This window comes from Pseudodesulfovibrio nedwellii (assembly GCF_027923765.1).
Taxonomy (GTDB): domain Bacteria; phylum Desulfobacterota; class Desulfovibrionia; order Desulfovibrionales; family Desulfovibrionaceae; genus Pseudodesulfovibrio; species Pseudodesulfovibrio nedwellii.
The window spans coordinates 2,149,087-2,164,305 of sequence record NZ_AP026709.1 but is presented as its reverse complement, the minus strand read 5'-3'; the positions used below and the strand labels follow the sequence as shown (position 1 = coordinate 2,164,305).

At 51.8% G+C, this 15,219-nt stretch carries 11 protein-coding genes; 6 read left to right on the top strand and 5 right to left on the bottom strand.

Translation table 11 applies throughout. From position 1 onward, the window contains the following. Positions 1-120: 120 nt before the first annotated feature. Positions 121-2,049: a TRAP transporter permease gene (locus SYK_RS10130; RefSeq protein ID WP_281760144.1), complete on the bottom strand. Its 1,929-nt coding sequence runs from the start codon at positions 2,047-2,049 to the stop codon at positions 121-123. A gap of 189 nt (positions 2,050-2,238) precedes the next feature. After that, positions 2,239-3,207 (bottom strand): TAXI family TRAP transporter solute-binding subunit, encoded by a 969-nt coding sequence (locus tag SYK_RS10125; RefSeq protein WP_281760143.1) that lies wholly within the window; start codon positions 3,205-3,207, stop codon positions 2,239-2,241. Between the two features lie 312 nt (positions 3,208-3,519). Between SYK_RS10125 and SYK_RS10120 the strand changes: the two genes are divergently transcribed. Together SYK_RS10120 and truA are read left to right on the top strand one after the other, a co-directional pair. Continuing rightward, positions 3,520-4,269 (top strand): RNA methyltransferase, encoded by a 750-nt coding sequence (locus tag SYK_RS10120; protein WP_281760142.1) that lies wholly within the window; start codon positions 3,520-3,522, stop codon positions 4,267-4,269. Between the two features lie 98 nt (positions 4,270-4,367). Beyond that, complete coding sequence (gene truA, locus SYK_RS10115; RefSeq protein WP_281760141.1) at positions 4,368-5,114, top strand: tRNA pseudouridine(38-40) synthase TruA; 747 nt, start codon at positions 4,368-4,370, stop codon at positions 5,112-5,114. Here the strand turns inward: truA and SYK_RS10110 are convergent, their stop codons facing one another. Both SYK_RS10110 and SYK_RS10105 read right to left on the bottom strand, forming a co-directional pair. Beyond that, on the bottom strand, positions 5,115-7,016 hold the full coding sequence (locus tag SYK_RS10110) for a flagellar assembly protein A (RefSeq protein ID WP_281760140.1): 1,902 nt from the start codon (positions 7,014-7,016) through the stop codon (positions 5,115-5,117). It lies immediately after the preceding gene. Between the two features lie 146 nt (positions 7,017-7,162). Next, positions 7,163-8,413: a BPL-N domain-containing protein gene (locus tag SYK_RS10105; protein ID WP_281760139.1), complete on the bottom strand. Its 1,251-nt coding sequence runs from the start codon at positions 8,411-8,413 to the stop codon at positions 7,163-7,165. 131 nt (positions 8,414-8,544) lie between these two features. Between SYK_RS10105 and SYK_RS10100 the strand changes: the two genes are divergently transcribed. Together SYK_RS10100 and cobA are read left to right on the top strand one after the other, a co-directional pair. Beyond that, the gene (locus SYK_RS10100) at positions 8,545-11,211 is read left to right on the top strand and encodes a valine--tRNA ligase (protein ID WP_281760138.1); all 2,667 of its coding nucleotides are present in this window, start codon (positions 8,545-8,547) and stop codon (positions 11,209-11,211) included. Positions 11,212-11,395: 184 nt separating this feature from the next. After that, positions 11,396-12,904 carry a uroporphyrinogen-III C-methyltransferase gene (gene cobA, locus SYK_RS10095; protein ID WP_281760137.1) on the top strand — a complete coding sequence of 503 codons (1,509 nt, stop codon included), beginning with the start codon at positions 11,396-11,398 and terminating at the stop codon, positions 12,902-12,904. Positions 12,905-12,968: 64 nt separating this feature from the next. On the opposite strand, the gene SYK_RS10090 is transcribed toward cobA, so the two are convergent. After that, positions 12,969-13,715 carry a substrate-binding periplasmic protein gene (locus tag SYK_RS10090; protein ID WP_281760136.1) on the bottom strand — a complete coding sequence of 249 codons (747 nt, stop codon included), beginning with the start codon at positions 13,713-13,715 and terminating at the stop codon, positions 12,969-12,971. A gap of 209 nt (positions 13,716-13,924) precedes the next feature. Here SYK_RS10090 and purN point away from each other — a divergent pair, with 209 nt between their 5' ends. Both purN and SYK_RS10080 read left to right on the top strand, forming a co-directional pair. Continuing rightward, positions 13,925-14,629 carry a phosphoribosylglycinamide formyltransferase gene (gene purN, locus SYK_RS10085; RefSeq protein ID WP_281760135.1) on the top strand — a complete coding sequence of 235 codons (705 nt, stop codon included), beginning with the start codon at positions 13,925-13,927 and terminating at the stop codon, positions 14,627-14,629. A 6-nt stretch (positions 14,630-14,635) separates the two neighbouring features. Beyond that, complete coding sequence (locus tag SYK_RS10080; RefSeq protein WP_353618216.1) at positions 14,636-15,178, top strand: 3'-5' exonuclease; 543 nt, start codon at positions 14,636-14,638, stop codon at positions 15,176-15,178. Positions 15,179-15,219 lie beyond the last annotated feature (41 nt).

Below are 15,219 nucleotides of genomic sequence, written 5' to 3'. Positions count from 1 at the left end.
CTATACTGACCATTTAAAGCACAAAGGCACTCCAATTTCAGGGTGTCTTTTTTATTGCTCTTTTCATAAAAAAGGGGGATCGGGTTGCCCTGATCCCCCTTTATATTTGTTTGATTAATCTTAAGTAGACGCGCCACCGAACATTTTTTTCAGCGGGCTGAACCAGATGCCACTCATGAACCAGGAATATGCAAATACACACACTGTTATGATGGAGAACCACATAACGATTTGCAGTGGTGGTGCATTCAGAGAGAAGGCCGGGATGTACGCGAACATGAAGGGTGCCAGGTACAGGAATTTGGCGAACTTGAATGATGTGAACGCCGTCTTCCACATATTAGCTTTGGCAATGGTCGCTCCCGCAAATGCTGCGATGCAGACCGGGGGCGTGATGTTGGAATCCTGCGACAGCCAGTACACGATCATGTGTGCAGCCACCTCGTTGACGCCCAAATGGGTCAACGCAGGCACGGCCACGACAGCGGTGATCAGATAAGCAGCAGTGACGGGGACCCCCATGCCGAGAATGAGCGATGCCAGCGCGATGAGCAGGATAGTCGCCACCAGATTGCCGTTTGCCAGTTCAATGACGATGTCGGCAAAGGTCAACACCAGACCTGAGTACGTCAGCACGCCGATGATGATACCGATAACGCCGACAGTCGCACCGATTTTGAGCGAGTTGATGGTTCCCATACGGGCAGCCATCACGAATCCGCCAAGTTCGTTCTTCATGCCGGATACGGTCTGTCTGCGATAGGCATACACACCTGCGGCCATGATTAGTCCGTAAAGCAACAGGATACGACCAGACAGGAATGGTTTGACGGCCTTCATGGCCTCGGGACCACCGGCGGCGCCCACGAGTTTGACCAGCCATGGGGATACAACCATCAACCCCATGATGCAGAGCAGAGTCGGGTCGATGCGTTGGCCTTCATCCTTGAAGGACAGGCCGATACATGTCGCCAGCCCCACAATAGCGGAATAGCCGGGGGAATAACCCGCAAGCATGAAGATGGTGATGAAGATGAGTGGCAGTGTGTAGAGCCACTCCTTCTTGAATATCTGCATGGCGGAGTATTTGTACCTTTCACCCACGACACCGCTTTTCTTGGCTTCGTAATGCACCATGACGAAAACCGAGAAGAAGTACATGACCGCCGGAAAAAGCGCGACCAGCATGATGTGTGAATAGGGCAACCCTGTCATTTCCGCCATGATGAATCCACCCGCGCCCATAATTGGTGGCATGAACATGCCGCCAATGGATGCCGCTGGTTCGATACCGCCTGCGACATGCGGCTTGAAGCCCGCTTTTTTCATCATGGGAATGGTGAATGCGCCTGTGGACACTGTGTTAGCGATTGCCGAACCGGATATGGACCCGAACAGGCCGGAAGCGATGACCGATACTTTGGCCGGACCACCTATCTTGTGTCCAACTGCTGCCAGCGGGAAATCGATGAAGAATTTTTGCGCACCGCATTTTTCCAGAAACGCGCCAAAGAGCACGAACAGGATGATATACGTTGCCAGAACATTCGCCATGATGCCGAATACGCCGTCTGAACGATAGAAGATCGAGGTGCATAATTCAGGGAAAGACGCACCCGCATGGGCAATGAGTTCCGGCATATGTTCGCCGTACATGCCAAACATCAACATGCCCACGCCGATAACGACGAAGACATTGCCCACAACGCGCCGTGCCAGTTCAACGCCGATTAATACGCCGACCATGGCCATCCATTGGTCCAGATTTGTCTCAATACCTGTACGGTAGTTGATGGCTTCGAAGTTGACGATCCAATACCCTATGGTGACAGCCGATGCCGCCATGAGCAGGTAATCAATTATACGGAAAAAAAGGTTTCTGGATTTGTAGATCAGGAAGACCAGGATATAGGTCACGATAACATAAATACCCCGATGGTATTGGGTGGCCGCAGGCTCGAAAATGGCGGACCATGAGTAGAACAGGACCAAGCCCACGGACAGAAAATCAAAAAAGAATTGCTCAATTTTTGTCAACTTGTCGTACATTGTACACTCGTGGCGACCGCGCGATGGGTCGCGGTTGGAACGTCACACCACCAGAAGCCACAGGCCTGGGGGGAGTGATGATATATGACAGGGCACGGGATCGGACATAGCCGCCCGCCCTTGAAAGCGGACGGGCCTTGCGGCCCGTCCGTCCGAGTTTCTGTAGGGTCTTTTAGACCGATTGGTCGTCTATTTGAGGACGCCCTTTTCTTTCCAGAACTTGATTGCGCCGGGATGCAGAGGGATGACGTTGGGGTCGATACCCTTGATGCCGTTGGCAACCGACATGTCCTTGAAGGTCTTCTTTTGTTCGAGCATGTGCTTGAGGCCAGCGTCTGACCAGACAGCGGACATCATCTCGTACACGACTTCTTCAGGCACATCGGCATTGGCGACGAGCAGGGCGGAGTCAAAGAAGGAGGGAACGTCCTGATCCACGCCACGGTATGTACCGGCGGGAACGGACAATTTACCGAAGTAGGGGTACTTCTCGAAGTAACCGGTGGCATTGGCGTCTGCGGCCAGATCAATGAGCTCGATGTCATTGGTCTGAGCAGCCATGATGACAGCGCCGGACGGAAAAGCGGTAAACAGCCAGAATGCGTCGAGCTGTTCGTTACCGAAAGCCTGAGCAGCGTCATTGTAACCCATGGCGTTTCGTTGGATCTTGTCCCAAACGCCCATGTGGGTGAAGAAAAGTTCACAGTTGGCAAATGCCCCAGAACCGGCATTGCCGACACCGACTTTCTTGCCTTCCAGGTCCTTTGTGGACTTGATGCCGGAACCCTTGCGTACGACAAGCTGGGCAGGAGCACCATAGAGGTAGCCTACGGCCATGACTTTTTCGTATTTGCGGGGATCATTTTTCATCTGGCCGTTACGACCAAGAAAGACATGACCGGCATAAACGGTGGAGAATGCAACACGACCGGCGTTGGTGGTGCGAAGGTTTTCGACGGAGCCGCCGGAAGACTGCGCCTTGATAGAGAAGTTCTCACTGTTTTTGACAGGTTCAAATACCTGGATACCGTTGGCGACAACCTGGAAGGTTCCACCAGCAGGCCCGCCGCCGAAGACATAGCGTTTTTTCGCATGCGCAGAAAAAGACATGCCGAGGACAACGGCAAGCGCAAGGGCCAGGATGATAATCCGTTTCATGTTTCCTCCTAAAGGACCACAGAAGTTAGTAAGGACCGCAACTATTTTTACCATCGATCTATAACGTGGTAAAAAACACCTCGAACGAAATTCTTCGATCGATAGAACGTTGTGGCACAGTACGCCAAATATTTCAACGGATTTCTCTTGTTTAAGGTCTGTCACGTACTGATTTTATTAGGGATTTAATATCATTGGGTTTTTTGACTGAACGGTCAAAGTCGTGACCTCCACCGCGGTTGAATTCCTCACTTTTGCTATTTGTATGGCGTGTGCTACATGCCTTCACGCTGTTTGATTGAGGAGGTACACATGCTTGAAGAATTAAGAGTTGTTCTTTTCAGACCAAAATACCCTGAAAACATTGGTTCGGTGGCCCGCGCTTGTTTGAATATGGGGGTGTCCAACCTTGTGGTGGTGGCCCCATGTGGTTTCAATATGGAAAAGGCTTTGCCGCTTGCTACAGTCCATGCTCGCCATGTGCTTGAATCCGCGACCATTGTCGAAACGTTGGCGCAAGCTGTGGATGGGTGTACTGCCGTTTTTGGCACGACAGCACGGACCGGCGGCTGGCGTAAGGGCATCCTGACCCCTGATTCTTTGGCCGGGGTTGTTGACGAACGTTTACGCGGAGGAGGCCGGGTCGCTTTGGTTTTTGGCCCGGAGGATAAGGGGTTGACCAATGAAGAGACGGCTCTTTGCTCCGGTTTGATGACCATTCCTACAAGTCAGGAAGGCACTTCGCTGAATCTTGCGCAGGCCGTGGTTGTTGTTTTGTATGAATGTTTCAAGCGGTCATTGGATACACCCTTTGTCCCGGGTGGTCCGCCTGAAGAAAGGCCCGCGACCGTTCAGGAGCAGGAAACCATGTTCCATAATTTTCAGGAAACATTGCTCGCCATTAATTTTCTTAAGGATGACAATCCGGATTACTGGATGTTGCCAGTGCGGCGGTTCTTTTCCAAAATAAACTTGAGGCGCAACGAGTTCAATTTGCTTATGGGCATTTCTCGACAGGTACAGTGGTTTGTCAAAACATATGGTCCCGGCGTGAAAAAGTAATGCCACTTTTTACGTCAGAAAAGAGCTCCTCGGTCCCTTCGGATTCGCTCCATAAAGCGACTTTTCAAATGTCCCTTGTATAGCGTATACCCACCCCCATGATTCGCATTCGACTTACTATCGCCTATGACGGCACTGATTACTGTGGCTGGCAGTTACAACCCAATGACAGGACCGTGCAGGGAGAGCTTGAAAAAGCCCTTGCGGTCATTATGGGTGGTCCGGTTCGTGTTCATGGTTCAGGACGGACTGACTCCGGTGTCCATGCTCTGGGGCAGGTGGTGCATTTTGATTGCGAGGAGAAATGCGCGGCGCACCCGTGGAGGCGGAGCCTTAACGGTTTGTTGCCCAAGGATGTTCGCGTGGTTTCTCAGGAAGTCGTTCCGTCAGATTTTCATGCCCGGTATTCCGCTGGCTCAAAGACATATGAATATACACTGTGGCACGAGCGAGATTTTTGTCTGCCTCAGCGTAGTCGGTTCGTGTGGAATTGTGGAAAGGTTGACCTTGAGGCCATGGAAGTGGCTGCGCAAGTTCTTGTGGGTGAATACGACTTTGCTGCTTTCCAGAATAAAGGAACCGTGGTTGGAACAACCATTCGGCTCGTGAACGATATTTCCCGGCATCCCGGCATCACGGAATATGAGTCAGTCTGGCGGTTTACTGCCAAAGGCTTTTTGAAGCAGATGGTGCGTAATATGATCGGTTGTCTTGTGGCCTGCGGGCGCGGGAAATTGACGCCGGAAGACGTGTTGACCATTCTTGAATCCCGCGATCGCACATTGGCTCCAGCTACTGTGCCGCCGCAAGGGTTGACCCTTGTACGAGTTGAGTATCCCTACTGATTATTTGATGGCGATGTCACGGTCTTTCAAGCTGAAATAGAACGTGCAGGCCTCCATTCGTTTGGCGATTTGTTTGGCTTTTTTCCCGAATTGGATGGTCGTGCCGGGGTAGGCCAGCCGTTTGATCTTGATATCGATACCGTCCATTTCCTGCTGGTGAGCCAGTGCCAATTCTGTGATCCGTTCGTTGATGGTCTTGCGTCGTTGGACAAGAGTGGCTCGATGCTTGAGAACTTCGGCCACGGCCTGACGTTTTTCCTTGGGTGTTCGGGAGAGAATAGCTTTTGGCGGTTCCGAGCCGAGGGCCTCGTCGATTTTCTTGATGGCTTGGACGATCTTTTTGCGTTCCAGAAGCAGTTCTTCATCTTCCTGATATTCCATGTATACGCCGATGACTGTCGTAACTCCAAGCTCTGAACCGACCTCGTTTATCTCATGCCCCTTGCGGGTCAGGATCGTGCCGCCGTTGATAACGCCTTTGCCTGAAGTGGCAAAAAGGCGGCCTTCAGCTTGAATTGTGGAGTTCAGGATTTCATTGGCCACATAAACATCACCTCCGGCCTTGATATTGGCATTGGCGAGATAGCCAGCAATGACGTCGCCATCACAGACAATCTGACCGCCGTCCGGCATGAGGATGCCGCCTTTTACCTCCACCTGACCTCCTGCATAGACTGTGGCACTTTCGATGGAGTCTTCCACAATGACATGCAATGGAGCAGAGACGGAGAAGCCAGCTTGAATTGAGCCGAGAATCTTGACCGAGCCATGTTCGACTTTCACATTGCCGGAGTTGAGGTCCACGTTGCCGGGGATAATCAGGCATTCAGTGACGGAAAGTGTTCCTTTTTCCATGACCACGACACCCTTGGCCTTGGATTCGAATGTCACTTTGTCGTCTTGAACAATGACATTTTCACCGAGGTGGACGTGCAGGGCTTTTCCTTCATGGGCGGGAATTGTCTTGCCGTAAATATCGATGCCACCTTCTCCTGCGGTGGGCGGATGCAGTCTGCCTATAATTTGTCCCGGGTTGACCATGGGATAGGTTCCGCGGTTGCGAAAATCCAAACGGCCGGATTCGTCTTCGGTGCCTGCCGTTTCGCGGGTGGTCACAAGGTATTCCAGCCATCCGTCGCGTCCTGGAACAGGATGTCCGCCCTTGACGAAAATTTGATCTTGTAGGGGGATGCCGAGATCTTTGGCCTGAGCCAGTTTTGTATCAAGCAGGTCCATGTCCAGATCAATGACAACTCCGAGATCACGCATTTCCTTGTCGATGCGTGCCGGGGTGATGGGTGTCCCCTTAAAATCTTGATGGTGCAGATTCCCTGTGACAACGACGGCGTCGTCTGAAATATGTGCGATGGGGTCAACAGAGACAACGTTGTCCTTGACCCGCGCCATGCCCCATATCTGAGCGACGTAGGACTCGGTAATAGGGTCCCACTCGACGTTTTCACCTGTTTCGACAGAAAGATCTTCCGGCGTGAAGTTGCCCTTTGGTGTCAACTCTCGCCCGTCAATGGTTTGTCCATTTCCTGACTGCTGGGCCTGACGGAAACGAATAAATCTGTCCCCCGGAAAAACTGGGAATTCCAGATCTCCTAGGCCCATGAGTGTCGCATCCATGGGTTCTGTTGCAGGAATGCCGCGGACAAGGGCAATGCCTTTGAACTCGTTGCCTTGTGTAATGGCGTCAATGATGCGTTGGGCTGCGTCGTTATCGATGGGAAGTTGAACCCCGGCTTCGGCTACCTGCTTGCGAAGAAGTTCTACACTAGGATTCTTCCCGCCGTTTGGCGGGAAATAGCGGTTCACGCCGAGTTTCATGCCGTCTTCTGACAGGGCAAAGCGAAACCGAGCGTCCGGGTTTTTCTTGAGTGCTTTTTCATCTGCCATTAATTCCACCGCGAATCACAGAAAGGTTGCACGAATGTAGGTCTGCGCACTGGTCGGGGAAATTGTGTGCAAGACATCGGTGATTATCTATCACAGGACTCTTGAGTCTGGCAATTATTTGAAAAAACCGATGTTTTCAAAAATAGTTATGATTCGCCTTGTAGGGAGAGGTGCCAGTAAAGTTCTTCAAGGAGTGTCACGAGGTCGGCATGAATGCCACCTGGCTCTGGGGGGATGCCAAACAGGGCGCGCCGTTGTTCGCGAAGGTTTTCCTTGGAAATTGCCAACGGGTCGGAGTGGAAGACGGTCATGGAGAGCCGTTCGGCCAGCAGGTAACCGGTCAGGCCGTTGATGAGCAAGTCCATGAGTTCCTTGAAGCGATGACGATTTTTGGCCCAGAAGATGAGCGTCTTGTCGTCTGGTTTGGTGGCTAGGGATTCGCAGATGAGTGAATACAGGGAGTTAATGCCCGCGCCGGGGATGCCGCGCCGCCAGCCAAGCAGCCATGGGTTGCGCCAGAACAGCAGAAAGTGTTCGGTGCCTGTGGTGATGATCTGTTCCATAGCCTTTCTGGCATTTTGCAGGATGTCATCGTCCCAGTTTTCCGGGCGTGCGGCAACGTCCCATGCCGGAACCGGGCCGTTATCGAATTGTTCGTTCAGAGCTTCGCCCAGAAGATGCTGGAGCCAACGGTTGGCGTGTGGAGAAGCGGGTGTCTCCAGATGAGCGTAGCTCAATATGACTTTGCCCCGGCCAAAATCGTTGGCCGTGACGCAGGGTAACCCTTCCATGAAATTGGGGCGTAAATGGATGCCGTACAGGTTTTCCCAGTCGGTCATGGTTCCTTTGGGCAGGGTGGAAAGATTGATATCAGCCACCCAGAAATCGGGGCCGGGTTTGCCGTATCGAGCCAACACTGTCACGGAATCATTCCTTGGTTCAAATCTTCCGGGCCACCAAACCGGGAGCAGAGCAGTGTCCATCCCTTCGGGAATCAGTGAATGTTCGCTGGCGAGTGTGGCTTTAACATGGCCGGAGAGGAAGTGATGTAAGCGGTTTTTATACCCTTTACGTGTCCATGGCGATAGTCCCAGCCCGTAGGGTTCGCTGAGAGCCATTCCTGTGCCGCCGCAGAATCCGATATAGGTTCCACCGTTGTGGACGAAATTACGGATGGAATCCATACCGCGAGCGGTCAGGCGATCTGCCTTGCCTTTGGCGCGTCCACCGGGGACGATAAGAACCTTGGGCGTGTCACCAAGCTTGCCAGAGAGCGCTCCATCAGCTATTTCATGGCCGCGTACAAGACGATGCGGGATACCCCACGCGGACAACGCCCGTGTGACTAATAATCCCCAAAAATGAGACTCGTCCCAATATATATGTATACTTGACATATGCGGCCCCCTCGACAAGGGTAGTGCGCACGCTATCAAGGCCTGCCCCGAGAGGCAAGCGCAACCATACGATATTTCAGGCCGTCGGCACCACGTGTCGACGTTTTTGCCCTCATAAAGGAAGGATTTTCATGGCACGTAAAGAGTTGGCCAAAGCCTACGAACCGTGGGATGTCGAGGAAAAGTGGGAAAACCACTGGGAAGAAAACAAGACTTTTACGCCCGATCCCGAGGCTGAAGGCGATCCTTATTCCATCGTCATTCCGCCACCGAACGTCACCGGCGTGTTGCACATGGGGCACGCACTCAACCTGACCATCATGGATATCCTTTGCCGGTTCAACCGTCAGCAGGGCAAGAACGTGTTGTGGGTTCCGGGTATGGATCATGCCGGTATCGCTACACAGAACGTGGTTGAACGTCAGCTCAAGGAAGAAGGCCTCACCCGTCATGATCTCGGTCGTGAAAAGTTCATTGAGCGCGTCTGGGATTGGAAGCAGGAAAAGGGCGATCATATTTTGAGTCAGATCCGCCGTATGGGCGCATCCGTTGACTGGAGCCGTGAATGTTTCACCTTTGATGATCAGCGCGCCAAGGCTGTTCGCAAGGTGTTTGTCGAGCTGTACGAGCAAGGTTTGATTTACAAGGGTGACTACATCATCAACTGGTGTAACCGTTGCCACACCGCCTTGGCTGACGATGAGGTCGAGCATGAGCCGAAGCCCGGCAAGCTCCACCATGTCGAGTACAAACTGGGCGACGGTTCCGGCACATTGATTATCGCCACCACCCGTCCTGAGACCATGCTGGGTGATACGGCCATCGCCGTGCACCCCGAGGATGATCGTTTCAATCATTTGATCGGCAAGACTGCGATTCTGCCCATTATTGGCCGTGAATTGCCGATTATTGGTGATAAGTATGTCGATATTGAGTTTGGAACTGGTTGTCTTAAGGTGACTCCGGCCCATGACATGAATGACTGGGAACTGGGGCGTAAGCACAATCTCGAAATTATTTCCGTGTTGAACGAGGACGGCGTCGTCAACGAAAATGCCCCTGAGAGATATCAGGGACTCGACACCGTGGCTGCCCGCAAGCTTATTCTCGAAGAACTTGAAACTCTTGGACAGCTTAAATCCATCGAGGATCACGACCATAAGGTTGGCGTTTGCTATCGTTGCAAATCCGTGATTGAGCCGCATGTTTCCACACAGTGGTTCGTGTCCATGAAACCGTTGGCTGAAAAAGCTCGCGCTGCCATACCTTCCAAGACGCAGATTTTCCCGGAACATTGGACCAAGACATATTATAATTGGTTGGACGAGATTCGTGACTGGTGTATCTCCCGTCAGATTTGGTGGGGACACCGCATCCCGGCCTGGACTTGCGAGGAGTGCGGCGAACTGACCGTGGCCATCGACGATCCGACCACATGCTGCAAGTGCGGTTCCGCGAAAATTGTTCGTGACGAAGATGTGCTCGATACCTGGTTCTCATCCGCTCTCTGGCCGTTTTCGACTATGGGTTGGCCCGATGAGACCAAGGAATTGGCGAAGTATTACCCGACTTCCTGTCTGGTTACCGGCTTCGACATCCTGTTCTTCTGGGTTGCACGCATGATGATGATGGGTCTCCAGTTTATGGATGAAATTCCGTTTCATCATGTCTACATCCACGCCCTTGTCCGTGACGAAAAGGGCAAGAAGATGTCCAAATCCACGGGCAACGTTATCGATCCGTTGGATATGATCGGGAAGTATGGAGCAGATGCTCTGCGTTTCACTCTGACGAGCTTTGCTGCCATGGGCCGTGATATCAAGCTTTCGGAGCAGCGTATCGAAGGCTACAAGCATTTCATGAATAAGATTTGGAACGCTACTCGTTTCGCCATGATGAACCTGCCAGACGAAATCCCGGCAGTGGAACTCTCCGAAGCGGATGACCTTGCAAATCAGTGGATTCTGCATCGCCTTGAAGAGGTCAAGAAATCCATTACCAAGGCTACCGAGGAATACAAGTTCAACGAGATCGCCCAGATTCTTTACAAGTTTATTTGGAGCGAATTCTGTGACTGGTATTTGGAAATGGTCAAGCCTGCGCTGTACGGCGAGGACGAAAAGGCTAAGGCTGTCACACAGAAAGTGCTGTGGACCGTTTTGTCCGAGATCATGGTCCTGCTTCATCCGGTAACGCCGTTTATCACGCAGGAAATTTGGTCCGTATTGCCCCGTCCGGCTGGCGATGATCGTCCTGAGGATATAGCAACACTGCCGTTCCCGGATACCCGTGACGAGTGCCTGAATGATGCCGCTGTCAAGGAGATGGAACTCTTCATGGGTGTGGTCTCCGGTACCCGTAATATTCGTACCGAACTTTTGATCGAGCCGGCCAAGAAGCTCGACTTGCTCATTAAGACCGTGTCCGACGAGGACAAGGCTGTGCTCGAGGCGAACGTCAACCTGATTCAGTCACTTGCCCGTTTTGATACTGTGACCATCGGCCCGGATGTGAAAGCGCCCAAGGCTTCCGGCGCAGCCGTGGTACAGGGCAATGAATTGTCTGTCCCGTTAGAAGGCGTAGTGGATTTCGAATCTGAATTGGCTCGTTTGGACAAGAACATGGTCAAGCTCGAAAAGACTATGAAGGGCGTGTCCGGCAAGCTTTCCAACCCCGGCTTCGTGAACAACGCTCCCGAGGCGGTTGTCGAAGGCGAGAAAAAAAAGTTGGCTGAGATGGAAGAAGAAAAGACCAAGCTGGCCGAACTCAAAGCACGCCTCGAAAGCGTGATGGGCTAACATAAACGATTGTGTTGACCTACAATATATAAATAGAAAATCAGACTCTCACTCCATTTCCACTTTCGCGAAGCGCGATAAAAAGTTTGGGAAAAGGAGGGGATGGGGGTCTGGGGGAAGGGGAGGAAAAGCCCTTTTCAAAGGGTTTTTCCTCCCCTTCCCCCAGCCGCCGGAGGCAAACATCATGGCAAACGTATTTTTAGTTGGAGCGGGTCCGGGCGATCCGGGCATGCTTACTTTGCGTGCGAAAGAGATTATCGAGACCTGTGACATCATGATCTACGACTATTTGGCCAACGCTGACTTTTTGAAGTGGTGCAAGCCGGAGTGCGAGATTTTGTATGTGGGCAAAAAAGGTGGAGACCATACTTTGCCTCAGGACAAGATCAACGATCTGATTGTTGAGAAAGCACGGTCCGGCAAAGTTATTTGTCGACTTAAAGGCGGCGATCCGTATGTGTTCGGTCGTGGCGGCGAAGAAGGCGAAGAACTGGTCGAGGCCGGTATCGACTTTGAAGTTGTCCCCGGTATCACTGCCGGAGTAGCTGCCGCAGCCTATGCCGGTATCCCGGTTACACACCGTGACCACACCACATCTGTTTGTTTCATTACCGGCCACGAAGACCCGACCAAAAGCGAATCCGGTAACAACTGGGCCGTGTACGGTCAGTCCACTTCTACACTGGTTTTCTACATGGGTGTGGGCAATTTGCCCATGATCGCCAAGAACCTCATGGACAATGGCCGTGCAGCTGATACTCCAGTGGCATTGGTCCGTTGGGGCACTCGTTGCAACCAGACATCGTTCGTTTCTACATTGGAAAATGTGGCAGATGAAGCCAAAAAACGTGATTGGAAGGCTCCGTCCATCATCATTGTCGGCGGCGTCTGCTCCCTGCATGAGAAGCTGGCATGGTTTGAAAAGAAACCCATGCTCGGTCAGGGTGTTGTCGTGACCCGTGCTCGTGAACAGGCTTCCGGTCTGGTGGATATTTTACGTGGCCATGGCGCATGTGTTCACGAGTTCCCGACCATTTCTGTGGAACATATTGATGACTACGCCGATGTCGAGACCGCCATTTTGCAGCTTGCCCGATACCAATGGGTGATTTTTACCTCGGTTAACGGCGTGAAGTTTTTCTGGGAACAACTCAAGGCAATCGGTCTGGATTCCCGTATCTTCTGTGGTATGCAGATTGCGGCCATTGGCCCTGCAACGGCAGACGAACTTCGTGCTCGTGGCATTGAGCCTGATTTTGTGCCTGAGAAGTACGTGGCCGAACACGTGGTCAAGGGATTGCTTGCTCTCGACATTCAGGGAGCGGATGTACTTATCCCCCGCGCAAGGGTCGCCCGTGAAGTTTTGCCTGAGGAGTTGAAGAAAGCCGGATGTAACGTCACGGTTCTGCCAGTCTACGAGACTAAATTAGTTCAGGCTTCTGGTGATGAAATTGAAGCTTCTTTGGAAAACGGTGAAATTCAGTATGTGACTTTCACCTCGTCCAGCACCGTGGAGAATTTCTTCGAGTTGGTTTCTCCTGATACCTTCAAAAAATATCCTGATGTGAAGATTGCCTCTATCGGGCCTATCACCTCTGATACCGTGAAGCGGTTTGGTTTCACTCCTGACATCGAACCGGAAGATTACACCATCCCTGGTCTGGTGGCGGAATTGGTGAAGGAAGCCGAGTAGGTTTACTGAATAAAAAAGGGCTCCGACCATATGGTCGGAGCCCTTTTTTATGAGTATCCAGTTCTTATTGATAGTGTGAAATTATGCGGTCTCTTTCGCCGGAGGCCGTGATTTGGTCCAAAGCTTTTTGCAGTCTGTCTACGAGAGTCGGATTCATGTCACTGCTTACTCCATAGTAGAATGAACTTTCCATGAGGATATGGACGATTTTGAACAATTCTGGGTCGTATTTCAGTTCTTTGACGTAATACCAGAAGGTGGTTTCCGTCATGGCGACCATGTCAACTCGGCCGCTCATGAGTTTTTGAACATTTAGTTTGATGTCGTGCAAGCGTTGTAGTGAGTGTGTAGAGACTCCTTTTGAGAGGAGTATATGTTCTGAGGCGCTTTCGCGTATCGTCCCTATGACACGATGTTGCGTGTCACTAATGAGGTTGTTGATTCTGATTCCATCTTTTTTGCGGGCAATGAGAACGCCTTTGACTTTCATGATGGGACCGATCCATTGAAAGAGTCCTTCGCGATTTGATGTCCTGGCCATACTGTAGAGAATGACGTTGGGAGAATTTTGAAGTCTCTGGTACCCTCGGGCCCAAGGCAGTATCTGGATTTCTTCACGCTTGAGGGGGGTGTGAGCAATCGCCGTCATTCTCAGGAGAACATCCGTTGCTATACCTGAGATAGTTCCGGCATACATGTGATTGAAGGGAGGGTTTTCTTCTGTTAGGAAGACCGGGCCGTCGGCTTGGACAGGGGTGCTGCCTATGGCGAGGCAAAAGATGGCAACTAACAGCCAGACATTTCTTTTCATATATGTCCCTAAATGTGAATCTATACGCCTTTTCTTTTTACTTTGTGGCAAGAAGATGAAATAAAATCAATGTTTTTACGAATGTTTAGCGGTTATTCGTTTGATTTGGTTTGGCACTGGAAATCCCCTCTTGAAAAATGGCACGGATTAAGCCAAGTTCGGGCGTGGGGCAACAGTCGCCACCTGTATACATTTTTAAGGGAGTATTCATGCCATTGCCCATAGCCGTTCTCGTGTCAGGGAGCGGGTCCAATCTGCAATCCATCATAGATCGTATCGAAGCCGGTGTGCTGGATGTCGAGATCAAGCTCGTCATATCCAACAAAACCGATGCGTATGGTCTTGAACGTGCCAGAAAGCACGACATTCCCACCAGAGTGCTTCTGCACACCGACTACGATTCCCGCGAGGCTTTTGATACCGATATGGTTCACGCCATCAGGGAAAGTGGTGTTGATAAGGGTGGTGTAGTGGTTATGGCCGGATTCATGCGTATCGTGACCCATGTTTTTCTCGGCGCATTCGAGAATCGGGTTATCAACATCCATCCTGCATTATTGCCGTCTTTTCCCGGCGTACACGGGCAGGGCGATGCCGCTGAGTACGGTGTAAAAATTTCTGGCTGTACCGTTCATTTCGTGGATGAGCAGATGGACCACGGTCCGGTCATCATTCAGGCCGCTGTCCCTTGTCTGCCCGGCGAAGGTGGCGATGCTCTCGGTTCCCGTATTTTGAAGATGGAACATCGTGTGTTCCCTCAGGCCTTGCAGTGGCTGGCCGAAGGTCGGCTCGAAATTGACGAACGGTTTGTGCGGTTGAAACCTGCAAACAAGGCCATGGCCCAACAACCTTTGGCGGATATTGAACCTGAGACGCACGCCTTGATCTGGCCGCCTTTGGAAGAGGGGTTTTAATCGCTTATGCCTATGCACATTGTTGAAGACGTCCGATTTGTTGCTATAGATTTCGAAACCGCTGATCCCAAACGAGATTCCGCCTGCGCCGTGGGTATTGTCGTGGTGGACAAAGGCGAAATCGTTGAGCGGGATTACCGTCTCATCCGTCCGCCAAGGAAGAAATTCAACCCGTTCTGCGTCAGGGTGCACGGGTTGCATTGGGAAGACGTATGTGACGAGCCGAGTTTCGGTGACTTGTGGCCGGAATTGGAGCCGTTATTTGAGGATGCGGATTTTATTGTGGCACACAACGCTCCGTTTGATAAATCGGTTCTGCATACCTGTTGCAAGGAATCGGGCAGGGCTGCACCGGCACAACCGTTTCTCTGTACCGTGCAACTGTCTCGGACAACGTGGGAGCTGTCGTCCAACAAGCTGCCCAGCGTCTGCGATTATCTTGGTATCACACTCAATCACCACAACGCGGCTTCCGATGCTGAGGCCTGTGCCCTCATCGCGGTCAACGGCTTGCGTGCAAATCCGCAGTTCATGGATAAAGTTCTCTGATTCATTTACGCTGAGAAGGGGAAGGCCTCCGGCGGCCCTGT